Source organism: Ruegeria sp. CF4 (assembly GCF_056537345.1).
This window is the reverse complement of sequence record NZ_JBQFRJ010000001.1, coordinates 72,579-98,216: the sequence shown is the minus strand read 5'-3', so window position 1 is coordinate 98,216 and position 25,638 is coordinate 72,579. Positions and strand designations below refer to the sequence as shown.

General features: G+C 58.4%; 20 protein-coding genes. 9 read left to right on the top strand and 11 right to left on the bottom strand.

The features are described from left to right. Positions 1 to 3 precede the first annotated feature (3 nt). Positions 4 to 1,239 (bottom strand): acyl-CoA dehydrogenase family protein, encoded by a 1,236-nt coding sequence (locus ACR0NF_RS00440; RefSeq protein ID WP_480469103.1) that lies wholly within the window; start codon positions 1,237 to 1,239, stop codon positions 4 to 6. Positions 1,240 to 1,365: 126 nt separating this feature from the next. Here ACR0NF_RS00440 and ACR0NF_RS00435 point away from each other — a divergent pair, with 126 nt between their 5' ends. Next, a complete protein-coding gene (locus tag ACR0NF_RS00435) occupies positions 1,366 to 2,301 on the top strand; it encodes a 2-hydroxyacid dehydrogenase (RefSeq protein ID WP_480666580.1) in 936 nt (311 codons plus the stop codon). A gap of 3 nt (positions 2,302 to 2,304) precedes the next feature. Here the strand turns inward: ACR0NF_RS00435 and ACR0NF_RS00430 are convergent, their stop codons facing one another. Continuing rightward, complete coding sequence (locus ACR0NF_RS00430; RefSeq protein WP_480469101.1) at positions 2,305 to 2,661, bottom strand: hypothetical protein; 357 nt, start codon at positions 2,659 to 2,661, stop codon at positions 2,305 to 2,307. Positions 2,662 to 2,835: 174 nt separating this feature from the next. On the opposite strand from ACR0NF_RS00430, the gene ACR0NF_RS00425 reads away from it, so the two are divergent. From ACR0NF_RS00425 to ACR0NF_RS00415, 3 genes are all read left to right on the top strand, one after another. Next, positions 2,836 to 3,669, top strand: a complete 834-nt coding sequence (locus tag ACR0NF_RS00425) for a bifunctional allantoicase/(S)-ureidoglycine aminohydrolase (protein WP_480469100.1) — start codon at positions 2,836 to 2,838, stop codon at positions 3,667 to 3,669. 101 nt (positions 3,670 to 3,770) lie between these two features. Continuing rightward, on the top strand, positions 3,771 to 4,094 hold the full coding sequence (locus tag ACR0NF_RS00420; protein WP_480777584.1) for a hypothetical protein: 324 nt from the start codon (positions 3,771 to 3,773) through the stop codon (positions 4,092 to 4,094). A gap of 55 nt (positions 4,095 to 4,149) precedes the next feature. After that, positions 4,150 to 5,136, top strand: coding sequence for a type I glyceraldehyde-3-phosphate dehydrogenase (locus tag ACR0NF_RS00415; protein WP_480777583.1), 987 nt, complete (start codon positions 4,150 to 4,152; stop codon positions 5,134 to 5,136). A 90-nt stretch (positions 5,137 to 5,226) separates the two neighbouring features. On the opposite strand, the gene ACR0NF_RS00410 is transcribed toward ACR0NF_RS00415, so the two are convergent. Both ACR0NF_RS00410 and puuE read right to left on the bottom strand, forming a co-directional pair. Further along, on the bottom strand, positions 5,227 to 5,712 hold the full coding sequence (locus tag ACR0NF_RS00410) for an ureidoglycolate lyase (protein WP_480777582.1): 486 nt from the start codon (positions 5,710 to 5,712) through the stop codon (positions 5,227 to 5,229). Beyond that, entirely contained in the window at positions 5,709 to 7,127 is a 1,419-nt protein-coding gene (gene puuE, locus ACR0NF_RS00405; protein ID WP_480777958.1) for an allantoinase PuuE, read from the bottom strand. The genes ACR0NF_RS00410 and puuE overlap by 4 nt, the downstream gene beginning before the upstream one ends. Positions 7,128 to 7,293: 166 nt before the next feature. On the opposite strand from puuE, the gene uraH reads away from it, so the two are divergent. Beyond that, positions 7,294 to 7,650 carry a hydroxyisourate hydrolase gene (gene uraH / locus ACR0NF_RS00400; RefSeq protein ID WP_480657061.1) on the top strand — a complete coding sequence of 119 codons (357 nt, stop codon included), beginning with the start codon at positions 7,294 to 7,296 and terminating at the stop codon, positions 7,648 to 7,650. Positions 7,651 to 7,856: 206 nt separating this feature from the next. Here the strand turns inward: uraH and ACR0NF_RS00395 are convergent, their stop codons facing one another. Continuing rightward, entirely contained in the window at positions 7,857 to 8,777 is a 921-nt protein-coding gene (locus ACR0NF_RS00395) for a LysR family transcriptional regulator (protein ID WP_480469095.1), read from the bottom strand. A 96-nt stretch (positions 8,778 to 8,873) separates the two neighbouring features. Here ACR0NF_RS00395 and ACR0NF_RS00390 point away from each other — a divergent pair, with 96 nt between their 5' ends. From ACR0NF_RS00390 to ACR0NF_RS00380, 3 genes are all read left to right on the top strand, one after another. Beyond that, positions 8,874 to 10,097: a urate hydroxylase PuuD gene (locus ACR0NF_RS00390; RefSeq protein WP_480469094.1), complete on the top strand. Its 1,224-nt coding sequence runs from the start codon at positions 8,874 to 8,876 to the stop codon at positions 10,095 to 10,097. 134 nt (positions 10,098 to 10,231) lie between these two features. Further along, positions 10,232 to 12,037, top strand: coding sequence for an autotransporter assembly complex protein TamA (locus ACR0NF_RS00385; protein WP_480469093.1), 1,806 nt, complete (start codon positions 10,232 to 10,234; stop codon positions 12,035 to 12,037). Next, positions 12,037 to 16,119, top strand: coding sequence for a translocation/assembly module TamB domain-containing protein (locus ACR0NF_RS00380; protein ID WP_480469092.1), 4,083 nt, complete (start codon positions 12,037 to 12,039; stop codon positions 16,117 to 16,119). The genes ACR0NF_RS00385 and ACR0NF_RS00380 overlap by 1 nt, the downstream gene beginning before the upstream one ends. 53 nt (positions 16,120 to 16,172) lie before the next feature. On the opposite strand, the gene ACR0NF_RS00375 is transcribed toward ACR0NF_RS00380, so the two are convergent. From ACR0NF_RS00375 to ychF, 6 genes are all read right to left on the bottom strand, one after another. Next, positions 16,173 to 17,135 carry a porin gene (locus tag ACR0NF_RS00375; RefSeq protein WP_480777581.1) on the bottom strand — a complete coding sequence of 321 codons (963 nt, stop codon included), beginning with the start codon at positions 17,133 to 17,135 and terminating at the stop codon, positions 16,173 to 16,175. A 582-nt stretch (positions 17,136 to 17,717) separates the two neighbouring features. Continuing rightward, positions 17,718 to 20,501 (bottom strand): formate dehydrogenase subunit alpha, encoded by a 2,784-nt coding sequence (gene fdhF / locus ACR0NF_RS00370; RefSeq protein ID WP_480469090.1) that lies wholly within the window; start codon positions 20,499 to 20,501, stop codon positions 17,718 to 17,720. A 13-nt stretch (positions 20,502 to 20,514) separates the two neighbouring features. Then, positions 20,515 to 22,218, bottom strand: coding sequence for an NAD(P)H-dependent oxidoreductase subunit E (locus tag ACR0NF_RS00365; RefSeq protein WP_480777580.1), 1,704 nt, complete (start codon positions 22,216 to 22,218; stop codon positions 20,515 to 20,517). Positions 22,219 to 22,303: 85 nt separating this feature from the next. Then, the gene (locus ACR0NF_RS00360; protein ID WP_480469088.1) at positions 22,304 to 23,185 is read right to left on the bottom strand and encodes a LysR family transcriptional regulator; all 882 of its coding nucleotides are present in this window, start codon (positions 23,183 to 23,185) and stop codon (positions 22,304 to 22,306) included. A gap of 163 nt (positions 23,186 to 23,348) precedes the next feature. Next, complete coding sequence (locus tag ACR0NF_RS00355) at positions 23,349 to 23,783, bottom strand: ester cyclase (RefSeq protein WP_480469087.1); 435 nt, start codon at positions 23,781 to 23,783, stop codon at positions 23,349 to 23,351. A gap of 68 nt (positions 23,784 to 23,851) precedes the next feature. After that, positions 23,852 to 24,949: a redox-regulated ATPase YchF gene (gene ychF / locus ACR0NF_RS00350; RefSeq protein WP_480657052.1), complete on the bottom strand. Its 1,098-nt coding sequence runs from the start codon at positions 24,947 to 24,949 to the stop codon at positions 23,852 to 23,854. Positions 24,950 to 25,148: 199 nt separating this feature from the next. Here ychF and ACR0NF_RS00345 point away from each other — a divergent pair, with 199 nt between their 5' ends. Beyond that, the gene (locus ACR0NF_RS00345) at positions 25,149 to 25,634 is read left to right on the top strand and encodes an acyloxyacyl hydrolase (protein WP_480469085.1); all 486 of its coding nucleotides are present in this window, start codon (positions 25,149 to 25,151) and stop codon (positions 25,632 to 25,634) included. Positions 25,635 to 25,638: the final 4 nt, after the last annotated feature.

Genomic DNA, 25,638 nt, shown 5'->3' with positions numbered 1-25,638 from the left:
GCCTCAGACTTTCTCTTGCGTGTATTTCTTCAATTCTGCGCGCGCGACCTGACGGCGATGCACTGCGTCTGGCCCATCCGCTAGACGCAGGGTACGCACATGAGTCCAGGCATTCGCCAACGGTGTATCCTGACTGATCCCCTGTGCGCCGAACATCTGCACGGCCTCGTCGATCACCTTCAACGCCACTTTAGGTGCCACAACCTTGATCTGACTGATCCATGGGGCCGCTGCACGCGCATCACCCTGATCCATGTACCACGCCGCCTTCAGACAGAGCAGACGCGCCATCTCGATCTCCATCCGGCATTCGGCAATGATGTCGTAGTTTGCGCCCAATTGCGCCAGCTTCTTTCCGAACGCCTCGCGCTGCAGCGCGCGCTTGCACATCTGTTCCAGCGCCGCCTCAGCCTGACCGATGGCGCGCATGCAATGATGAATACGGCCCGGCCCCAACCGGCCTTGGGCGATCTCGAATCCGCGCCCCTCACCCAGCAGTATGTTTTCAGCCGGCACCCGGACATTCGTGAACCGTATGTGCATATGCCCGTGGGGGGCGTCGTCGTGACCATAAACCTCCATCGGGCGCAGCACCTCGATCCCCGGAGCATCCGCTGGAACCACGATCATCGACTGGCGCTGATGCTTGGGCAGATCGTCTCCGCCCGTTTTGACCATCACGATATAGACCTTGCAGCGTGGATCACCTGCGCCAGAAGACCACCATTTCTCGCCATTTAGAACGTAGTCCTCCCCGTCCCGTACGCAGGACATCGAGATATTGGTGGCATCTGATGAGGCCACATCAGGCTCGGTCATCAGATAGGCAGACCGAATCTGCCCGTCGAGCAACGGCTTCAGCCACTGCTCTTTCATCGCGTCGGACCCGTAGCGTTCAAAAACCTCCATGTTCCCGGTGTCTGGGGCCGAGCAGTTGAACACTTCCGCGCCTAATGGAGTCTTGCCCATCTCCTCGGCAAAATAAGCGTATTCAACCGTGCTGAGGCCAAAACCCTTGTCGCTGTCGGTCAACCAGAAGTTCCACAGGCCCGCCGCCTTGGCCTTAGCCTTGAGCCCTTCGAGTATCTCAGACTGGCGCTCGGTATATTGCCAGCGATCACCTTTGTTGATCTCGGCTTGGTATTCTCCCTCCAGCGGCATGACCTCATCACGGATCATGTCGGCAACACGCTGCAGCAGGGCGCGGTTTTCCTCGCGCAGTCCGAATGTCATGGTCATGAAAAATCCTCCGTCCGGTGGCGCGCCGGCCTTTACCTTTGCCAAGAGGATGGCTTAGCTGCTGGGGCGCTGTCCAGTTGAGTGACGGCACGTCACTTGGACAAAATGAATGAAGGAGCGGCGCAAATGGCGTTGTTGGTGGATACAGGCCTTTCGGGCTGGCTGAGCAACGAAGAAATCGCGCGCGAAATCCAGAAGCACGATCCGGAGACAGATGTGCGCACCCCCGAAACCGTGGGGAACGTAGATGAGATCACGATGATCGCAGTCTCGGTCTTGAAAGCGGACCTCCCCCAACGGCTGTCCAATCTGAAACTGGTGCAAAAGCTCGGGGCGGGAGTTGAGACAATCGTCGGCCATCCCAGCCTGCCCGATCATGTCCGCGTGACGCGCCTGAAGCCCGACGCTCCGGCACAGGGTATCGCCGAGTGGTTTCTGGCCTATATTCTGCGTGCCCAGCGCCATATGGCGCAATACGAAGGCGCGCAAGCGCGCGCTGAATGGGCTCCGCAAGCTCCGATCTTTACGCCAGATACCGTGGTCGGCGTTTTGGGGCTGGGACATATCGGCGGACGAACCGCCGATATGCTGCGCGCCGTGGGGTTTCAGGTGATGGGGTGGAGCCGCTCACCCAAACAGTTCGAAGGTGTCACATGCCTGCATGGCGATGACGCCCTGCCTGAACTGCTAGGCCAATGCGATCATGTCTGCGCCATTCTGCCGTCGACGCCCGCAACGGTGAATCTGTTCGACGCGCGTATGCTGGCCACTATGAAGCCCGGCAGTCACCTGTTGAACGCGGGTCGCGGAGATCTGATTGACGAGGCAGCGTTGATCAGCGCCTTAGATCAGGGCACGCCCGCCCACGCGGTTCTAGATGTCACACGACAAGAGCCGCTGCCCGCGGAAAGCCCTCTCTGGCAGCATCCGGGCGTGACGATTACACCTCACGTCTCGGGTTGGCATCTGGGCGATGCGCTGTCGGATGTGGCCGAGAATTTCCGCAGGCTGCAATCCGGCACGGCACTTCTGCACGAGGTCGACCGGCAGTTGGGTTACTGAAGCTTACGGCGCCAGCAACCAGTTGCCATCTGCGCTCTTGCACCGACGGGTTCTGATGTCGCGCGTATTGCCAGTGCCCTCGGGTTGGACAACATGCTGCAGAACCACGCAGTTGCCTTGTACGCTTTGAATGCGAACCGTCCCGTTTGAACCTGTGTCTTCATTGACCCAAGCCCTCTCTGCTCCGACTGAAGGCGTGCCCGCGTTCAGCAACCCGTTCGATGTGGCGCTCACCACTTCGAAATCGGCGGGGCTCAACCCCATTTCGGCGATGATCCGTGAAATTGATTTGGCCTGCACGGCTCCGCCTGCGGCGAAGGCCAATGCGGCAGCCAATACAACAGAAATTCGGGCTTTCATGAGCGTCTCTCTGAGCTGAAATACATTTGCTCTCAAGGATATACCGCCAAGCGACCGCGGCCAAGCCCCAGCCTGCCACCTTCAAATTATCCCGAACAAACCTATCGCAAGGCAGCCGCTAGGATGCGTGCGGCATTCAGCAGATAGTGACGCAAGACGCAGCAGAGGCTTTCGATGACACATCCACAGTATTACGCGCCCACCGGCGGGCATCCAGGGCAAGAGCAACTTCTGACCGATCGCGCCATGTTTACTGATGCTTATGCGGTGATCCCCAAAGGCACTATGCGCGACATCGTCACCAGCTTTCTGCCATTTTGGGAAGGAACGCGCCTTTGGGTCCTGTCCCGCCCGCTCAGCGGGTTTGCCGAGACCTTCTCGCAATACATCATGGAAGTTCAGCCCAATGGCGGCAGCGATCAGCCCGAAACCGATCCGAACGCACAAGGGGTGATCTTTGTGGTTGAAGGGCGCGTGACACTGACGCTCGGCGGATCAACGCATGAACTGGATACCGGCGGCTACGCTTATATCCCGCCCGGCAGCGATTGGACGCTGCGCAACCTGTCCGAGACGGTTGCCCGCTTCCATTGGGTACGCAAAGCCTATCAGGCAGTGCCCGGCCTGCCCGCCCCTGACCCGATCATCACCAACGAGCGCGACATCGCACCTACACCGATGCCCGGAACCGAGGGGCGTTGGGCCACCACCCGCTTTGCCGACCCCGAAGACCTGCGCCACGACATGCATGTCAACATCGTCACCTTTGAGCCCGGCGGCGTGATTCCCTTTGCCGAAACCCACGTGATGGAACACGGGCTTTATGTGCTTGAAGGCAAGGCCGTGTATCGGTTGAATCAGGATTGGGTTGAGGTTGAGGCAGGCGATTACATGTGGCTGCGCGCCTTCTGCCCGCAAGCCTGTTACGCCGGTGGTCCGGGCCGGTTCCGCTATCTGCTCTATAAGGACGTAAACCGCCACATGCCGCTTTCGATGCCTGCCCGCTGATCCGCGATTGACCGCCTTATGGTCAAATTGCCGTACAGGGGTTCCCAGAATCGCTGGAATCTGATGAAATCACATGAGTTTTCAGCACTGGAGATAGTTCGATGTTACTGCGCGGAACGATGATTGCATTGGCGGCCACCCTTGGGCTTACGGCATTTAACGCGGCTCCGGTCGCGGCCAAGGAAGAAACCAAGTCCGTCTTCGTCATGAGCCGCACCTGGGCGGTTACGCAGGTCGCGGACGCGCCGGTGGTCTATCGCGCAACGCGCGACAACAACAATCTGAACCCGTTCGGTCCTCCGCCACGTTTGCGCACGATCCAGGCGATTGCCGCCATTCAGCAGGCAACGGGCTGTAAGGTTATTGTTTCCAGCATGTATCAGAACATCTCGGGCCAGTTCTTCTCGCAGGTCAGCTGCGGCTGAAAATTGGTACAATCCAATCATTGAGGTCGCATAATCGGCCTGCCATAGCTTGGCCATGAGAATAGCGATCAATGGATTCGGCCGCATTGGCCGCACGATTCTGCGTCAGGTCCTCAGCCTGCCGCAGTATTCGGATATTGAGCTGGTGTTGATCAACGACATCGCGCCGATCGAGACCTGCGTTTATCTGTTTCAATATGACAGCACCTTCGGACCCTACCCCGGCTCCGTCACACATCAGGACGCCACGCTGATCGTTGATGGGCGCGCCATTCCCATGTCGCATAGCACCGATCTGGCGCGCGTAGATCTGTCCGGCGTAGACGTCATGCTGGATTGCACCGGCATCGCACGGACCTCTGATGTCGCCAGTCGAGGGCTGAGCGCAGGTGCTGGCAAAGTCCTGATTTCCGGCCCATCTCCCGCCGCCGAAGTGACGGTGGTTCTGGGTGCGAACGAGGATCAGCTTGGTAACGCGCGGATCGTGTCCAATGCTTCGTGCACCACAAACGGCCTCGCACCGCTGGTCAAACTGCTTGATACGCTGGGCGGGCTGGTCTCGGCCCATATGACCACGATCCACTGCTATACCAACAGCCAGCCCATGGTCGACGCCCCGCGCGGCGACCTCGCGCGATCCCGCGCAGGCGCGCTGTCGATGGTCCCGACGACCTCCAGTGCCACGCATCTGATCGATGTGGTCCTGCCCCATCTGGCCGGTCGCATCTCGGGTGCGGCGGTTCGGGTTCCCACTGCCAGCGTCTCGGCCGTTGACCTCGTGGCAACGCTCGAACGCGGCATGACCGCCAAGCAGTTCGACGACGCGCTGCGAGACGCGGTTGCTGCGACCGCTGTTCTTGGCTGGACAGATCATCCCCTCGTTTCATCCGACCTACGCGCGCGCGCCGAATCCCTGATCCTCGCAGGCCCCGAGACCCGTCAGATCGGAGAGCATCAGATCCGCGTGTTCGGATGGTACGACAATGAATGGGGGTTCTCGGCGCGGATGCTGGATGTGGCCCGCCTGATGATCAGCGCCTGACCGCAGCGGGTGGGCTTGCCCGCGCGCTGCCCGGCCCAACCGGTCTTGAGGCATCTTCGATGCACCCCGACCGGGCGGGAGCATCCCGGCTCAGCCTTGGGCCACGTCGTAAGGTGTCTCGAACCAGAACTCTTCCAGATTGTCGCCTTCACCGATCCGGTCCACCACCGCAAACAGGCCCGGACCATGCAGCGGCGTCAGCACACCATGCCAGATACCACGATGATAGTTCACCGCCTGCCCCGGTTGCGTGACAAAGGCCCGAGGACGCCCCGGTCGTCCGCCCGCATCCGGGGCGACAATCACCAGAAATGGTTGATGTGTCATTGGGACAAATGCCTGGCTGCCTTCTGGATGCCGTTCGAGCATCTCAAGCCGATAGGGCAGAGCGCGCGGATTGGCATTGAACAAACTGAGGCCCGCGCGCCCCTCGGCAAACTCCAACGATGCCCGGTCATGATACCGCCCGCACTGCCCTTGATTGATGATCTTGTCCGGCTCCCCCGCGACTTCAATGAGATCCCCAAAGGGCGCAAATTCCTCAACCGAGATCGGCTCAACCACGATGCGCGTCATGAGGGCAACAGGTCCTGCAGGCGGAATTCGGCGATACGTTCGACCTGACGGCAGGCTTCGGCAAACTCCGTGCCCCGATCCTGAACAATCCGCCGTTCAAAGGCCTGCAGGATCGAGGCCTTGTCATGATCCCGCACCGCAATGATGAACGGAAACCCAAACCTTCCGGTGTAGCGCTGGTTCAGTTCGGTAAAGCGCGCACGCTCGGCATCCGTCAACGCATCCAGCCCTGCCGAGGCCTGCTCGGATGTACTCTCCTGTGTCAGCCGTTTGGCCTGCGCCAGCTTGCCTGCAAGATCCGGATGGGCGGTTAGCACGCCCAGGCGCTCCGCCTCAGAAGCTGAACGAAACATCCGCACCAACGCATTATGCAGCCCGCCAGCCGTATCGTGTGCTGGTCCCAACTCCAGATCATAGGCCCGTTCGGCAATCCATACCGAATGCTCAAAGATACCCCCATAAGCAGCCGCAAACGCGGCGCGATCCATCTGCGACGGTTTGGTGTGCTGCGTAGGTGGATGCGTCTCGGCCCAGTGTTCAGCAATTTGCAGCCGCGTGGCGAACCAGACATCCGAGAAACCGCGCGCATAATCCAGAAAACGTTTCAGCGCCATGACCCGTCCGGGGCGTCCGATCAGGCGGCAGTGCAAACCAATCGAGAGCATCTTCGGCGCACCGGCCTCACCCTCTTCATAAAGCGCATCAAAGCTGTCCTTGAGATAGGAGTAGAACTGTTCGCCCGCGTTGAACCCTTGCGGCGTGGCAAAGCGCATGTCGTTGCAATCCAGCGTATAGGGCACAATCAATTGATCCCGCCCACCTGTCTGCATCCAGTACGGCAAATCATCGGCATAAGTGTCTGCCACATAAGCGAAGCCGCCCTCTTCCGCCACCAGACGGACCGTATTGTCGGAACAGCGCCCGGTGTACCAACCGCGCGGCCGTTCTCCGACCACTTCGGTGTGCAGACGGATGGCCTCAGCGATCTGTGCCCGCTCGTCGTCTTCGGGCATATCTTTATGTTCGACCCATTTCAGCCCGTGGCTGGCGATCTCCCACCCGGCGGATTTCATTGCGGCGACCTGATCGGGCGAACGCGCCAGAGCTGTCGCGACGCCATAAACGGTAATTGGTAGGTCCTGCATCAACCGATGCAACCGCCAGAACCCGGCGCGTGCGCCGTATTCATAGATCGATTCCATGTTCCAATGCCGCTGCCCCGGCCATTGCGCCGCACCCACAATTTCAGACAGAAAGGCCTCGGACGCGGCATCGCCGTGCAGCACGCAATTCTCACCGCCTTCTTCGTAATTCAGCACAATCTGCACCGCCAACTTTGCTCCGCCCGGCCATTTGGCATCCGGCGGGGTGGCTCCATATCCGATCATGTCCCTTGGGTAACGAGGCGGCTGCATGGTCTCTTCCAGTTTCATTTTCTGTTCCCAACAGCCATAGCCCAGAAAGTCTTGCGGGATTATCAAATCAATCCGAACGCTGTTTCCGGTTCTTTCGGCATTTCCACTGTTTGGAACTTTGCGCCAGACTGTGGCAAACCGAAAGACAAATCATAGGAGAAGGCGAGTGGCAGGCTATCTGACGACCCATGTTCTTGATACGGCGCGCGGCTGTCCGGCTGAGGGACTGCGCATTACGCTCTATCGGATTTCCGGCGAAGAGCGCCACAAACTCGCCGAGACCGAAACGAACGAGGACGGACGCACCAACAGCCCGATCCTGCCACAGGATGTGTTCGAAACCGGCACCTACGAGTTAATCTTCTTTGCCGGGGACTACTTGCGTGCAACCAGTCAGGATGGCGATGATCCGCTGTTTCTGGATCAGGTGCCAATCCGCTTCGGTATGTCCGACCCCGACGCACATTACCATGTGCCGCTGCTGTTATCGCCTTACGGCTACTCCACCTATCGCGGCAGCTAATCCCAAACACTCCCGCCCGTCGGACGCCCCCTTGCGGGGTCGCCTCCCGTTGGGCGAGGCAGCGCGCCATGCTGGCGCGCTGCGGCTTCGCACGTATCCGCACGTACACGCGCGCATTCAGAGCGCAACTGCGCCGCGGCTTTGCCGCGGCGCCCGGCCCAACGCTGTGCGGTGCCGGAACGGCACAAACAGGGGCGGGAGCATTCCTAGGATGAATATTCCGCAGTACGGACCACCTTGCCGATCCGCTCGATCATGAAGTCCATAAAAAGGCGGGCCTTGGGGTCTTGATGGCGCCGATGGGTATAAAGGCACGCCATCTGAACTGAGACTGGCGGCGTCTCGGCAGCCACTGGCACCAGACTACCCGCTTTCAGGTGGTCTGATACTTCAAACACTGGTTTCATGGCGATGCCCTGTCCAGACAGCGCCCAATCAGTCAGGACGTCTCCGTCATCGCATTCAAAACGCCCGGACACTGCAAACCGCTTCGGACCGTCAGGCGTTTCCAGCATCCACTGAAATTCTGTCGCGCCGGGAAAGCGAAGATTCAGGCATTCATGCTTATCTGCGATCAAATCGGCACCGGTCGCTGGCATGCCTCGTCGTGCAACATATTCGGGGGCCGCGCAGAGCACGCGCTGGCAATCGGCGATCTTACGAATGCGCAAGGTGCTATCCTCGGGCTGACCAATGAAAAAAGCCAGATCCAGCCCCTCGGTCGTCAGATCAACCGATCGGTCCGTCAATCGCAAGCGGACATCGATCTCCGGGTATTCCGACAGAAAATCAGGCACATAGGGTGCCAACAACCGTCGCCCTACACCCAAAGGCGCGGCAACGAACAGCGAACCGCGTGGCGCTTCGGTCAGATGGGTAACCTGCGCCTCGGCCTCGTCCACCGCATCCAGCACCGCCACGGCACCGGGGTAAAAAGCCTTGCCCTGCTCGGTCGGAGACAGGTTGCGCGTGGTGCGTTGAAACAGGCGCACCCCGAGATGATCTTCCAACTGAGAAATTCGCGCCGAAGTCACAGCTGGTGAAATCCGCAGGTCACGCCCGGCGGCAGACATGCTACCCAGATCGTAAACTCTGACGAAGGTGCGAATATTGTCGAGATAGGACATCTTATCGTTTTTTTTGATACAGTTTGACAATATACGGGAATACCGAAGAAAAGCCCGTTTGCCTAGTGTGGCGGTAACTTATCGGAGACCTAATCGATGTACGACTTAGCCGTTTTCTGGGATTGGATGGGTTTTGGTGTGCGCTGGCTGCATGTCATCACCGCCATCGCCTGGATCGGATCGTCCTTTTACTTCATTGCGCTGGACCTTGGCCTGAACCGCAACATCCCCAGCCCGGCGGATGGCGAAGAATGGCAGGTACATGGCGGTGGCTTCTATCACATCCAGAAGTACCTGGTGGCCCCGGAACGGATGCCAGAGCATCTGACGTGGTTCAAATGGGAAAGCTATGCGACCTGGCTCAGCGGTGCGGCGCTGTTGATGATCGTCTATTGGGTGGGTGGAGAGCTCTATCTGATCGACGCCCAAAAGGCCGATCTGGCGTTGTGGCAAGGTATTCTGATCTCGGCTGCGTCACTGACAATTGGTTGGCTGGTCTACGATTTCCTTTGCAAATCCGGGCTGGGTGAGCGACCGACGCTGCTGATGGTTCTGCTGTTCGTCCTGCTGGTTGCCATGGGCTGGGGGTATAACCAGATTTTCACCGGCCGCGCGATGATGCTGCATCTGGGCGCGTTCACTGCGACGATCATGACCGCCAACGTGTTCTTCATCATCATGCCAAACCAGCGCATCGTGGTGGATGATCTCAAGAACGGCCGCACGCCGGATCCGAAATACGGTAAGATCGCCAAACTGCGTTCGACCCATAACAACTATCTGACCCTGCCAGTCGTGTTCCTGATGCTGTCGAACCATTATCCGCTGGCCTTTGCGACGGAATATAACTGGATCATCGCTGCGCTGGTTTTCCTGATGGGGGTCACCATCCGGCATTACTTCAACACCCGCCACGCCCGCGCCGGGAATCCCACTTGGACCTGGGCAGTCACCGCGCTGCTGTTCATCGCCATCATGTGGCTGTCGACCGCGACGATGCACCAAACTCTGGAAGAGGCCGAGGCCGCAACGCTCACACCCTATGAACAGAAATTTGCTGCTGCGGACGGGTTTGAAGAGGCGCATGACGTTGTGCTGGGCCGCTGCTCGATGTGCCACGCGCGCGAACCGGTTTGGGAAGGCATCCTATGGGCCCCGAAAGGCGTTCTGCTGGAAACCGAGGCGGACATTGCCAGAAATGCACAGCAGATCTATCTGCAATCGGGCGTGACCCATGCCATGCCTCCGGCCAATGTGACCTATATGGAACCCGAGGACCGCGAAGCGATCATTCGCTGGTTCCGCAACGCCGATCTATAAGCCATTAATCCTGTGGTTCTGGCGTTTAGTGCTTCCCCTGCGCGCCTTCAGATGCTCTAACAAGAACTCAACAAGCCGCGGTAATGTATTTCGCGGCCGTAGTGATTTCGACTTGGGGCAGTTGGAGCCATAGAATGACAGGGAGCAGACCGCGCAGCGCTCTGAAAAGCTGGTTTTTTGGTACGCTTGTAGCCCTGTCCCCCACCCTTGCTTCTGCGCTGGAAACAACGCTGTCCGCACCGGGCGCATCAAAAGCTCTTGTTGAACGACTGGAGGAGACGTCTTCGGTCTTCAACGCAGACTCACGAGATCTGGATACCTCGCTTGAGATTCTATCGGCGGCACTATCGGATTATCGCACCATCGTGCAGATCATGTATGACGAAGGATATTTCAGTCCCGTGGTCAGCATCAAACTGGACGGGCAAGAAGCAACCAAGATCAACTCGCTGAACGTGCCGGCGCAATTTGGCCGCGCCACGATATCCGTTCAATCTGGACCGAAATTCAAGTTCGGCACAGCGGTCGTGCAACCTCTGGCCCCCGAAACGGTTCTGCCCGAGGATTTTTCGACCGGCAAACTGGCAACGACCGGCGCTATTCAGCAGGCGGCCTCGGCCGGGGTTCAAGGCTGGCGAGATGCAGGCCATGCCAAAGCAGAAGTTGCAGATCAGAAAGTGATTGCCCGTCATGCGCAGGCCCGGCTGGATGCAACAATTGATCTGAATCCGGGGCGGCGTCTGACATTCGGCAAGATGATCATTCAGGGCGATACGCGAGTCCGGCACAAATCGATCAGAGATATCGCCGGTTTCCCATCGGGTGAGGTGTATTCTCCACAACAGGTACAAAAGGTGGGGACCCGGCTGCGCCGCACAGGCACGTTCAGCACTGTGTCGATACAGGAACGCGAGACACCAAACCCCGATGGCACCCTGGATTTCGATGCCACATTCGAAGACCTGCCGCCGCGCCGGTTGACATTCGGGGCTGAGATTGCCTCGCGCGATGGGGTCGATGTGACAGCCACATGGACCCATCGCAACGTGTTTCGCCGGGCCGAGCGTCTGCGGTTCGAGGCCGCCATCCGCAATATCGGCGGGGCCGAGGATATCGACGGACGTATTGGCCTGCGTCTGGATCAGCCCGACCGGCTGGGCCCCGACGACAATACCTTCTGGAGCGCACTGCTGGAGCGTCGCAATACTGAGAATTACAACGTCTCGGTCGCTTCGCTTGCCTATGGTGCGCGACGCACGTTCTCGGACCGGCTCTATGCCGAAGCATCAGCTGGCTTCCAGTGGTCGGATGCGGATGACGCCTATGGGGATGGGCGAAAGTTCAGGTATTTCATCATTCCGTTCCGATCGGAATGGGATGAACGCGACAGCAAGGTCAGCGCCACGCGCGGCTATTATCTGGATTCGCAGATCATGCCATTTGTCGGCTTTTCGGGCTCGGACTCAGGCCTGCGAATGTTCTTTGACGGGCGCGCCTATAATGATCTGGGCACAGGTGGGCGATTGGTGCTGGCGGGACGTGTCCAGCTGGGCTCGGTCCTGGGGCCGCCTGCCGATGGCGTGACCCCGGACTTCCTGTTCTTCTCGGGTGGTGCGGGCACCGTACGCGGGCAGCCGTTTGAAAGCCTCGGCATCCCCATCGGCGACGAAGTCGCAGGCGGCAGATCCTTTCTGGGTCTGTCTGCCGAAGTACGGGGACGCGTGACCGACGCCATCTCTCTGGTCGGATTTTATGACTATGGCGTTGTCGACACTTCATCCTTCGTGGGTAACGGGTCACAGGAACACTCTGGCGCGGGGATTGGCATCCGCTATGATCTGGGTGGTTTTGGCCCCCTGCGTTTTGACCTTGCAGTACCGGTTCAGGGCGATACCGGCAGCGGGCTGCAATTCTACCTTGGGATCGGACAGGCCTTTTGATGCGTCGCGTGACATATCCCCTGCTGCTCTGCTCGGTGGCCTTCACCGCACCTGTCCCTGTGGCCGCGCAGGACGAAGGTGGCAGCATGATCGAACGCTTCCTACAGGATACCCTGTCCGGCGACGATCAGAATGTCCGCGTGATCGGGTTGCAAGGCGCGCTGAGTTCGCGCGCGACCATCCAGGAGATCACAGTTGCCGATGATCAAGGCGTCTGGCTGACCATCAAAAATGCCGAGTTGGACTGGAACCGGCTGGGGCTGCTGCGGGGCCGTTTTTCAGTCAATGCGCTGACAGCGCAAGAGATTGACATCGCGCGCGCGCCCGGAACGACAACCAAGGATGCGCCCCCTCCCTCTGCCGAAACACAGCCGTTCCAATTGCCCGAACTGCCCGTCTCGATAGAGATCGGAGAGCTTCGTATCGATGATCTGTCGCTGGGTGAACCCCTGATCGGTGTTGCCGCCGAATTGCAGGTCAATGGGAACCTTTCGCTGGCCGATGGTGCGCTGGATACCACGCTCGACATCGACCGGCTGGACCGAGCAGGTGACACTATCGATCTGACTGCCGGGTTCGACAACTCAAGCCGCCAGATAGACCTTGACCTGACCGTTGCCGAGGCATCGGGCGGGTTGATTGCCACCGCGCTAGGAGTTCCCGACACGCCGCCAATCGAGTTGACCGCGAAAGGGTCAGGCCCTGTCAGTGACTTCACCGCTGATATCGGTCTCAGCAGCGATCAGCAGTTGCGGGTCACCGGACAGGTTCGGCTGCGTAGCGCTGTCGAGGGCGGCACGGCGGCGGACGGCATCGCCTTCACTGCCGATCTGGGCGGCGATCTGACCCCGTTTCTGGCCGAAGAGATGGACACATTCTTTGGCACCGATACCAAGCTGTTCGTGGATGGGCGGACACATCCGGACGGCGCGCTGGATATCTCGGATATCGAAATCACGTCGCAGGCACTGGAATTGAAAAGCCAGCTCAGCCTTGGGGCAGGAGGCACACTGGAACTGGCCGCGTTGCAAGGCCGGATAACGCCGCCGGAAGGAGACAGTGTCGTGCTGCCGATCAGTGGTGGCGACACCTCAATCGGAGCGGCACAGATCTCGGCCCTGTTTAACGCCGAGAACGGCAACCTCTGGGATTTGAGCCTGACCACGAACGCGGTCACAACGCCTAATCTGAAACTGGACGATGCTCGGATCTCTGGCCAAGGCACGCTGGATCAGACCGACGGGCTGTCGATCGAGGGCGATCTACAGGCGGCCCTGAACGGTATCGACCTCGCCGATCCGGCGCTCAACAAAGCCGTTGGGGATCAGGTCACACTGGACGGACAATTTGACTACGGCAGCGATCAGTCCCTGCAGCTTTCCGAGTTCGAGCTGGTAGGCAGCGACTATACGCTCGGCGCGGATGCGTTGATCAGTGGGCTTGCAACGGGATTGCAGGTCGACGGCGCTGCAACGCTAAAGGCCACCGATCTGTCACGGTTTTCCGATCTGGCACAGCTTCAGCTGGGTGGCGAGGCTTCGGTTCGGGTGCAGGGCAAGGGTTCACCGCTCGAACGCAGCTTTGACGGCACGGTGGTCGTCAACGGACGTGACCTGTCGACAGGTCGTGATGATATCGATCCGGTGATCACGGGCGAGACCGAGATCACACTGGATGCCAAACGTGGGTCCGATGGCGTCACCATCCGAGCGTTCAGCATCGACGGCGACGCACTGACCGCTCAGGCTAGCGGCACTGTCACAACACCTGATGGCAATGTCACTATCGACGGTCAGGCTAGCGTAAATGCGCCTGATCTTTCGGTCTTCTCTGGTCTGGCCAAACGCGAATTGGCCGGAACTGTTCAGGCACGGCTGGACGGCAAAGGTACCGTTCAGACGCTTGAGTTTGACGGCCAGGCCAGCGTGATCGGCACCGATATCCAGACCGGGATGAGCGATATCGATCCCTTGCTAACGGGCCGCATCACGATCAGCTTCGATGGTGCGCGTTCGGGGGACCAGATCGTCATTCGCGATGCCACAGTGAACGGCAAAGCTCTGACAGCGCAGGTCTCAGCAACGATTGACGACCCCACGGGAGACTTCGCTGTAGATGGCTCAGCCAAGGTAGATGTGCCTGATCTGTCACTGTTTTCCGGCCTCGCGGGGCGTGAATTGGCTGGATCGGTCAATGCCGACCTCTCGGGAAAGGGTGCTCAAGGATCCAGGACCTTCGACGTGAAAGGCAACGTAACGGCCGATGACATCGGCACCGGGATGGATGTGGTTGACAACCTTGTTCAGGGTCGGACCACGCTCAACGTGGATGCCGTGAATGACGATCAAGGGCTGAACATTCGCACCTTCCGCCTGAATGGCACAGCGCTGACCGCAAACGCCTCGGGTCAACTGGATCGCTCGGCTGGCGGCTTGACCTTTTCAGCAGCGCTGGACGATATGGCCCGTCTCTCGCCCACCCTGTCGGGTCCGTTGCGGTTAGAAGGTAATGTTGCCCCCACGGCGTCTGGGCTGGAAGGGACCGCGCGGCTTTTGGGGCCAGAGAGTTCATATGCCAGCCTGTCGGGAGATTTCGATACCAATGGCTCGGCCGATCTGGATTTTGATGCCCGACTCAATCGGATTGAACGGTTTGCACCGGATTTCCCCGGCACCATCTCTGCGACGGGCAAGGCCCAACGCGATGCGGGCAAATGGGTTATCGATGCCAGGGCAGAAGGTCCGGCACAGATCAACAGCACGGTCACCGGCACGTTTGATGAAACCAGCGGTACCGCCGATCTGAAAATGCGGGGCGGCGTCAATATTGGCATCGCCAATACCTTTATCACCCCGAACAGTTTGCAGGGCACTGCGCAATTCGACCTCGCCCTGAACGGAGCGCCATCGCTTGGCGCGCTCAGTGGAACGATCTCAACCTCGGGCACATCAATGGCGCTGCCGGAAGTCGGTCAGACAATCACCGGTATCAGCGGCGCAGTCACGCTCGGGCAGAGCCGTGCCACAATCGACCTGCAAGGCGGCGTGCGCGCCGGAGGCGGCTTTACAGTCAGAGGCCCGGTCGATCTGACGCCACCGTTCAACGCACAGATCACCACGGCAATCAACAATCTGGTTCTAACTGACAAGTTGCTGTTCGAAACTACGCTGAACGGCCAGATTGCGATGACAGGGGCATTGGCGGGCAACAGCTCGGTCGCCGGACAGATCAATTTCGGCGAGACAAACATCAACCTTGCCGCAGCGTCCGGCGCGGTTGGTGCCGCCCCGATCCCATCAATCGAACATCTCAACGAAAGCCAGGCTAGCTTCGTTACCCGAGAGCGCGCCAATCTGGTAGAACGCGAGGACGCTGAAAAGAGCAACTCTCGCATCGCGCTGGATATCGCTCTGCTCGCCCCGAAGGCGGTCTTTGTGCGGGGCCGTGGCGTTAACGCGGAACTGGGCGGACGCATTCAGATCGGCGGCACGACGACAGCGGTCGTTCCCTCCGGTCAGATCGAACTGATCCGGGGCAACATCGACATATTGGGCCGCCGTCTGGCATTAACCAAGGGTGTGGTCACGCTGCAGGGTGACCTGACGCCCTATATCGAATTCGAATCCTCAACCAGCACATCCGATGGCACCGCGACCATCGAGATTGAAGGTCCGTTGGATGCACCGGAAATCGATGTATTCTCGGACCCTGAACGCCCCACTGAAGAGGCATTGGCGATGCTGCTGTTCGGCAACCGTTTCTCAGAGCTTTCGCCGTTCGTGATTGCGCAGATGGCGGCCTCGCTGGCACAACTCAGCGGCGCGGGCGGGGATGCCACCAAAGGCGTGCGCGATGCAACCGGGGTAGATACGATCGATATTGGCGCGACCGAAGGCGGCGCAGGCCGTCTGGGCGCCGGTGCCTATCTCAGCGATAACCTTTATACCGATTTCACCGTCAACACTGAGGGCGATACCGAAGTGAATCTGAATCTGGATGTCACCGACAGCTTCACGGTTCGGGGCACAGTAGACGGGCGTGGCGAGACCGGACTGGGTATCTTTTTCGAGCGCGACTACTAGGGCAAAAAAAGGGGCTGCCCTATGGGCAACCCCCTCTTTGGTTTCGAAACGGCTCAGAAATTGAAGCGAACACCAAAATCGGCAAGCACCTGGCCGTCACCTTCACGGCCAACTTTTTCGCGCCCAACAGCGCCGCGCAGCGAGGCACCACCGCCCAGATCGTGAATAATACCAACGCCATACTGCTGCGTATCGCCTTCGGCAGAACCATCACCATATGCCGCAGTCAATGTGGTCGCTGCGCCAATGTTATAGGCCAGTGACAGACCATAGGTCGTACCATCAGTTTCTTCACCAAAATCATTGTCAGGCGTATCACCGTCACGACCGACAAGCAGGGTGCCGCTGAAATCGCCAAAATCGGCACCCAAAGCCAGAACGACAAGATTCTGGCTGCTCTCTCCGTTTACACCATCGGTCTTACCGTAGATCAGCGTGGCTGAAATGTTGTCTATGGCGTAAATAGCGCTGACATCCCAACGATCTGCACCTTCTTCGCTATCGGAATCATAGGACCCGGTGAAGGAAAAATCATCAATATGGTACTGGAAGAATACGGCGTTCGAACCTGCTCCGGTCGATGAATATTCAAGGAACTCATAATCGACCCCCGAATACTGACCCAAAAATTCTTCCAGACCCGGCTCATTCCCGAAATAGAGGTCCGAGTTGTCAAAGGAGCCTGCAACGTTGCCAGCATCAATTCGTAGGCCGCCATAGATGACAGAGAACCGCGCGCCGTTCAGCCCGGCCTGATTAGCCTCACCAGTGCTGCTGCTTTCGTCCGCCTGAAGACGAACTCGTGCCGAGAATTTGATGCCTGTATCGGTTTCCGCATCCCCGTCGAGATTCAGGCGGAAGCGCGAAACCAAAATGGTGTCGTCAACATTTTCATCAGCTGAGCGATCTTCCTGATAGCCGATACCAAAGCGGGCAAAACCACTGAACTTTACGTCAGCCACGGCGACGTTTGCGGTCGCAAACAGCGCCGCAGAAGCGAAGAGAACATGTTTCATGTCGTGTTCCGTAATTTGAGTGAATGAGCTTGCTGCAAAAGCTGGCACGGGTCCTCATCGGTCAAATCCGATTGACCTGCAATACGCCCGGGTCAATTCAGGAAAGACCACACGATATCTGCCCCTCTGGATCGGATGTGCTTAATGAAGATCAATTCACAAAAAAACAGAAATCGGGCCACATGACAGGTCCATAAATTCGCCCACGATGCACTCATAACATTTTGATAAATATAACTTATTATATCAGGATTCGCGCGACTTCACTTGTCAAATCCCATTCTTTCGATTGCGCTATACTCGCAAAATGCCTTTTGTTTCTCAGCCTTCGACGCGGCCTGAAAGTCACAGATTTCGGCATAACGTTATCGTGTGTCTTACCAACCATTGAAACGTTACATTGAGTGATTAATGGCCCGTTTTTTCCGATGAACCCGTCCGTTCTCATGAGCGATTGCACTGGGCAATCGAACGTTGGTAGCCAGCAAATTCAACATCTTTATCGCGGGTTTCGATGGTGAAACAAAAAAGGGCGGCCTTGTTCAGAGCCGCCCCAAAAATTATGTCAAATCACTGCTTCCGCTATTCCGCAGCGATGGCGTCTTCGATCTTTTCAATCCGGACTGCCGAGAACTTGAACTCTGGGATCTTACCATAAGGATCGATGGCCGAGTTGGTCAGGATATTCGCCGCCGCCTCGACATATGCAAACGGGATGAACACCATATCCTCGGCAATCGCCCGGTCCGCGCGAACCATGATCTCAATCGAACCGCGACGGGTGGTCAGACGGATCGTTTCACCCGGCTCAATCCCCATCAGTTTGAGCGTGCGCGGGTTCATCGAGCAGTTCGCCTCGGGTTCCACCGCGTCCAGAACGGTTGCACGTCGAGTCATCGAACCTGTGTGCCAATGCTCCAGCTGACGTCCGGTGGTGGCAATCATCGGATAGTCTTCATCCGGGGCCTCATCCGGCGGGATGATGCTGGCCGGTGTGAATCTGGCCTTACCATCCGCGCGGGGGAACCCGTCGCCGAACACGATGGACTGCCCTGGATCGGTTTCGCTGAGAGACGGGTATGTGATCGTCTCGCTCTCAAGCCGTTCCCAGGTGATATTGTTCAGCGACTCCATGGTCAGCTTCATCTCGGCAAAGACCTGAGACACATCGGTGTAATCCCAGTTCAATCCGATGCGCTGCGCCAGCTCGACGGTGATCCGCCAATCCTCGCGCGCCTCACCCGGAGGGGTCACAGCCGGGCGCACCCGCTGAACCTGACGGTTGGTGTTCGACACGGTGCCGTTCTTCTCATACAGCGCTGAGGCGGGCAGGATGATGTCGGCATAGTTCGCCGTTTCGGTCAGGAAGATATCCTGCACGATCATCAGCTCCAGCTTGGCCAGAGCCTCGCGCGCGTGGCCCACATCAGGGTCGGACATGGCCGGGTTTTCACCCATGATGTACATACCCTTGATGTTGCCTGCATAGGCCTGGTCGATGATCTCGGTAACGGTCAGCCCCTTCTCGTTCGAGAAATCGTCCGAGCCCCAGACATCCGTAAACTGCGCCCGGATACTGTCATCCGTGACCGTCTTGTAGTCCGGCAGGAACATCGGGATCAGGCCTGCGTCAGACGCACCTTGCACGTTGTTCTGACCACGCAGCGGGTGCAGACCCGCACCGGGTTTGCCGACATTACCGGTCATCAACGCAAGGCTGATCAGGCAGCGCGAGTTATCCGTGCCGTGGATGTGCTGGCTGACGCCCATGCCCCAGAAGATCAGACCGGCCTTGGCCTGCGCAAAGGTGCGCGCAACACGGCGCAGCTGATCCGGTTCGATACCGCAGATCGGCGCCATCGCCTCGGGCGTGAACTGGCGCAGGTGTTCTTTCTCTGCCTCCCAGTTTTCGGTCCAGCGATGGATATACTGGCTGTCATACAGCTCTTCCTCGACGATCACGTTCATGATCGCGTTCAGCATCGAGACATCCGCGCCGGGGCGGAATTGCAGCATTTCATCGGCAAACTTGCGCATGCCAACGCCGCGCGGGTCCATGACGATCAGCTTGCCGCCGCGTTTGGTGAACTGCTTGAAGTAGGTGGCCGCAACGGGGTGGTTTTCAATCGGGTTGGCCCCGATGATGATCGCCACATCCGCGTTTTCGATCTCGTTGAAAGTCGCGGTCACGGCACCCGAGCCAACGTTCTCGATCAGAGCCGCCACAGACGACGCGTGGCACAGACGGGTGCAGTGGTCGACATTGTTGTGTTTGAAGCCCTGACGGATGAACTTCTGGAACAGATAGGCCTCTTCGTTGGTACACTTGGCCGAGCCAAAGCCTGCAACGTTGCGCGGGTCTTCCTCACGCAAGGCCATCAGTTTGGAGGCAGCCAAATCCATCGCCTCTTCCCATGTCGCTTCGCGGAAATGGGTCGACAGGTCCGATGGATCGACATTCAGACCTTTCTCAGGCGCATCCTCGCGTCGGATCAGCGGTTTGGTCAGGCGATGCGGGTGGTGGATGTAATCAAAGCCAAAGCGGCCTTTGACGCAGAGGCGGCCTTCGTTGGCGGGACCGTTAATGCCCTCGACATATTTGACCTTACCATCTTTGACCTTCAGCGAGACCTTGCAGCCAACCCCGCAGAACGGGCAGACGCTTTCGGTCTCGGAATCGTAGTCTTTGCTGTCGCCCTGTTGCTGGTCATCCAGCACCGTAGCGGGCATCAGCGCTCCTGTCGGACAGGCCTGAACGCATTCACCACAGGCCACGCAGGTCGAGGCGCCCATCGGATCGTTCTGGTCGAACACCACCTGCGCAGTGTGACCGCGACCGGCCATACCGATTACGTCATTCACCTGCACGTCACGGCAGGCGCGGACGCAGAGGTTGCAGTTGATGCAGGCATCCAGATTGACACGCATCGCAACGTGGCTGTCATCCAGCAGCGGGATCTTCTCGGCCTCTTTGGCTGGGAAACGGCTTTCACTGACATCGTTCAGCTTGGCCATGTCCCAGAAATGGCTGGACGTGTCGTGTGCTTCTTCAGGCTGGTCAGCTACCAGAAGCTCCATGACCATAGCACGCGACTTCTCAGCACGCTCGCTGTCGGTCTTCACAACCATACCGTCCGCTGCAGGGCGGATGCACGAGGCGACCAGCGTGCGCTCGCCTTCCACCTCGACCATACAGGCGCGGCAGTTGCCATCGGGCTTGTAGCCCGGCTGTGGCTTGTGGCACAGGTGCGGGATGGTGAACCCCTGCCCTTTGGCGGCTTCCCAGATGGTCCAGCCTTCGGGCACGGTGACATCTTCGCCGTTCAGGTTGAAGGTGACGGTCTTGTTTGGGCTTGCGTCAAGCATGGCTCTGTCTCCCTCAGATTTCGTCAGCGAAATGTTTCATGACAAGGCGGATCGGGTTCGGAGCAGCCTGCCCCAGACCACAGATCGAGGCGTCGCCCATGACCTGGCACAGATCTTCCAGCAGATCGGTGTCCCACTTATCGGCTTGCATCAGCTTAACCGCCTTCTCGCAGCCAGCACGGCAGGGCGTGCACTGGCCGCAGCTTTCATCCTCGAAAAACCGTAGCATGTTCAGCGCCGCATCCCGCGCGGTGTCCTGATCGGACAGAACCACCACGGCGGCGGAGCCGATGAAGGTGCCCAGCGGCTGCAAGGTGTCGAAGTCCAGCGGCACATCGTCAATCGATGCGGGCAGCAGGCCCGAGGACGGGCCGCCCGGCTGATACGCTTTGAACACATGACCTTCGGCCATGCCTCCAGCAACTTCGATCACATCCAGAATGGTTGACCCCGCAGGCAGCAGGTAGACCCCCGGCTTGGCCACTCGGCCCGAGACCGAATAGCTGCGCAGACCTTTGCGGCCATTCTTTTCAGTGCTGTTGAGGCATTCCGGCCCCTCGCGGCACACTTTGGTGACCCAATAGAGCGTCTCAACATTGTGCACCAAGGTCGGGCGGTTAAAGACCCCAACCTGCGCCACGAACGGAGGACGATGGCGCGGCAGGCCCTTCTTGCCTTCGATCGACTCGATCATCGCGGACTCTTCACCACAGATGTAAGCACCAGCACCCCGGCGTAGATCGATGTAACCGGGCTCAACAATCCCGGCCTGCTCCAGCGCAGCAATCTCCCGACGCAGAATCTCCAGAACCGCCGGATATTCGTCACGCATGTAGATAAAGCAGGTCTCGGCCTCGACCGCCCATGCGGCGATCAGCATCCCTTCAAGGAAGACATGCGGCGTGCGTTCCAGATAGTAACGGTCCTTGAACGTGCCGGGCTCGCCTTCGTCCCCGTTCACGGCCAGATAGCGCGGACCTTCGTTCATGCGAACGAAGCCCCATTTCTTGCCGGACGGGAATCCTGCGCCGCCCAGACCGCGCAGGCCCGAGGTCAGGACATCTTCCTGCACCTTTTCCCAATCACCGCCATCGCGCAGTTCTTTCAGCTTGGCGTAACCGCCATCCGCCTCATAGGCCGTGAAGGTTTCGTAGACGGGCAGGTGCGCATGGGTATCATCGGCGGCAATTGCGGCCTGCACCTTTTCGGGGGTCGCATGATCGATATGGTTGTGACCGATCTCAAGCACCGGAGCCGTGTCGCATCGGCCCATGCAGGGCGCGCGGACAACGCGCACCTCAGCCGGGTCCAGACCGTCTTCCAGAGCTTTCTGCAACTGTTGGGCACCAGCCATCTCGCAGGACAGAGAATCACAGACGCGGATCGTCAACGCAGGAGGAGGCGTCTCGCCTTCTTTCACGACGTCGAAATGGGCATAGAAGGTGGCGGTCTCATAGATCTCGGCCTGACCGATGCGCATCTCAACCGCAAGTGCCGCGATGTGGTCGGCGCTGATGTGGCCGTGTTCGTCCTGAATCAAATGCAGGAATTCGATCAGCAGGTCGCGACGTCGCGGGCGGTCGCCCAGCAGGCGATGGATCTCTGCCTGTGCCTCGTCCGAGAATTGACGGCCTTTGGGCGTGTGCCGCCCCTTGCCTTTACCTGACTTCCAGACGCCCTTTGGTGCGCCTGATGGCTTGGTATCTAATGGTGCCATGATGCCCTCCGATTGAGGCTCCGTGTCTCATCAGAATAGCATATCGTCAAATCGCTTATCGTAATCGCACGATAACGACAGCTTATCACCGCAAAGACGTCACCACGGCACGCAAAGCCTCGACCGTTGGCAGTTCAGGGTCACGGGTCAGGGTCGCGAGACAAATCGGTTTGCTGACAAGAGGATCGACCAAAGGCAGCACTTTTGTCCCCTTCAAATCGCCCAGCGCGCGGACCAACACCCGGGGAACCACGGTGGCCGCCAACCCCTCGCGCGCCATCACCATCGAGGCGGTAAAACCGCTGGTTTCCGCAACCACATGGGGATGCAGGCCCTGCTCGGCAAAAATGCGATCCAGAATACGTCGGTTCTGCATCTGCGGCTCCAACAGGCTGATGGGAAACTCGGCAACCCGCGCCCACGGGATCGGGTCGGTTTCATCCGTCATATGCGATGGAACCAACAAAACATAAGTTTCCTCATAGAGCGGCTGCACCTGCCTCAAATCTGTGCCGATACTGTCGCCATATGTAATGCCCGCATCCAGACTGCCTTCATCTAACCGGTGCTGGATCGCTGTCGCGGACATGGTTTCGATTCGAGAGAGAATACGCGGATGCGCCAACTGCAGGCGCTTTATCAACCGGCCAGTGAAGGCGATCGCCGTCGGAATCACGCCCAAGATCAATGTACCTGTAATTTCACCCTTCGAGGCAAGCACCTGCTGCTCCAGGGCCTTGGTATCGTCAAGGATACGCCGCGCACGCTGCACGATCATCTCGCCCTCTTCAGTCAGGCCCTGAAACCGGTTGGCGCGACGGACGATGGAGACGCCCAGACGATCCTCAAGATTGCGGATGCGCATTGAAAACGCAGGCTGAGAAATTCCGCATTCTTCCGCCGCCTTGGCAAAATGCCGATGCCGCGCCAAGGCGCTGAGGAGTTGTAGGTCACGGATTTCAATCATCTATCTTTTCTCGGGTTACGGGTCGGCCCAACACTACAGCGTATCGGACGGAAAAAAGTAAGCCCGCATCTATTCTTCTTAGCGTCCTGATTATGTTACTGAAACCCGGCGCTTGGATTTCAAACACAGATAGCATTTTAGGGCTATAGTGCGCGTGCTTTGACTAACCAGTTGGAGTGTTTGCCAATTGCTGCCTGAGCGTATTCTCGTCCTGCAATCCCCAAAATTCGGAGAGCTTTCCGTCTTTGATTTTATAGATACTGATAATCTTGAACTTTACCGGGTGCCCGGTCGCAGGAACGCCCAACCACTCAGCCGTATGCGTTCCCGTAAGCGTCTTGTACGCGACAACGTTATCGCCCTCGGCGATCATCATTTCTACAGTTGCATGTAAATCGGGGAACGCCTGCAAGAAAGTTGCATATCCATTTTTTAGACCTTCAATGCCGCCGACAAACGCACCTCCCCCGCTCGATGTGTGATCGACGAAGTCTTCCGCGAAAATGTCGTAAATAGCGTCGAGCGAATGACCGTTTTGTATTTCGTCGATATATCTCTTCACAACGGCCTTGTTCGCTTCGAGAGTTGCGTTTTCCATCCCAACCCAACCAAGTTTAGAAAAAACTCCGTTGCAGATAGCACATTTCTCGAAGCAATTGCACCGCTTCAGGTATTGAAGAGGAAGTGCATCACATCACCGTCCTTGACGATGTAGCCCTTGCCCTCGGCCCGCATCTTGCCCGCTTCTTTCGCTCCCTGCTCACCATTCGCGGCGATGTAGTCGTCATAGGCGATGGTCTCGGCGCGGATGAAACCCTTTTCGAAATCGCCATGGATCACACCTGCCGCCTGCGGCGCGGCGGTTCCGGTGCGGATGGTCCAGGCACGGGCCTCTTTCGGGCCGACGGTGAAATAGGTTTCCAGTTTCAGCAGGTCGTAGCCCGCGCGGATCAGGCGGTCGAGACCGGGTTCTTCCAGACCCATCTCCTCAAGGAACATCTGCGCTTCGTCGTCTTCCAGCAGGCTGATCTCTTCTTCGATCTTGGCACTGATGATGACATGAGAGTTGCCCTGCTCCGCTGCCATCTCGGCAACCTTAGCCGAATATTCGTTGCCCTCGGCGGCTTCTTCCTCGGACACGTTGCAGACGTAGAGCACCGGTTTTGTGGTCAGCAGTTGCAGCGTCTTCCACGCCTTGACGTCTTCGTCTGACACCTCGACCAGACGCGCAGGCTTGCCGCTTTCCAGCATTTCCTGTGCCTCGGCCAACAGGCGGTCCTGCTGCTGCGCCTCTTTGTCGTTGCCTTTCAGCTTGCGCACCAGATTGGCGCGGCGCTTTTCGATGCTTTCCAGATCGGCCAGCATCAGCTCGGTCTCAATCGTGTCGGCATCGGCAACCGGATCAACGCGGCCATCGACATGGGTCACGTCACCATCTTCGAAACAACGCAGCACATGGGCAATGGCGTCAGTCTCGCGGATATTCGCCAGGAACTGGTTGCCCAGACCCTCGCCTTTCGAGGCCCCTTTTACCAGACCGGCGATATCCACAAATGTCATCCGCGTGGGAATGATCTGCTTGGATGACGCAATCGCCGCCAATTTGTCCAGCCGATCATCAGGAACGGCTACATCGCCCACATTGGGTTCAATGGTGCAGAAGGGGAAATTCGCCGCCTGCGCGGCTGCGGTTTTGGTCAACGCGTTGAACAAGGTCGACTTGCCCACATTCGGCAGACCCACAATTCCCATTTTAAAGCCCATCACGGCCTCCTGCATACCGGTTGCGCGCTGCTTCTATGCAGGTCAGCGGCAATGCGCAAGGCATGGGTGTCCGTCTTGCGCCGAGTCCATTCTGCCACATCACGAAAGCGAGATCGCATTGTGTTCTTGCGCGTATTGAAATCACGCACTTACAGTCCCCAATAAAAGTAATCAGAAAACGACGGACATAGTAGTGAAGATGAAATCCCTTCTTGTATTGGCATTTACACTGGCTGCAGCAGGTGCAGCTCAGGCACAATCTGTTATCTTTGGCGCAGGATATGCGGACTACTCGGCTGGCTCGGGTGACGATCAGGCAATATTCTCGCTGGAATATCAGCACCGCCCGTTTCACGAGGCAACCCGGTTCAGCGCCACATGGGGGGCTGCCCTGACAGTCGATTCCGATGGTGACACGCATCTGGGTGCCGGTTTGGTCGGGCTCTACAGTTTTGCAGATCGCTGGTTCGTCGAAGGAAGCGTCTTCCCGGGCTACTATAATGAATCAAACGCAGCAAACGATCTGGGTGGTAGCTTCCAGATCCGCAGCCTGCTGGGTTTGGGGTATACGCTCGACAGCGGCAACAAGGTGTCCCTGGCAATCACGCACATCTCGAACGCCAGCACCCAGGATGACAATCCGGGCGTGAACTCGGTGTTCCTGAGATATCATTACGCGTTCTGAGGCA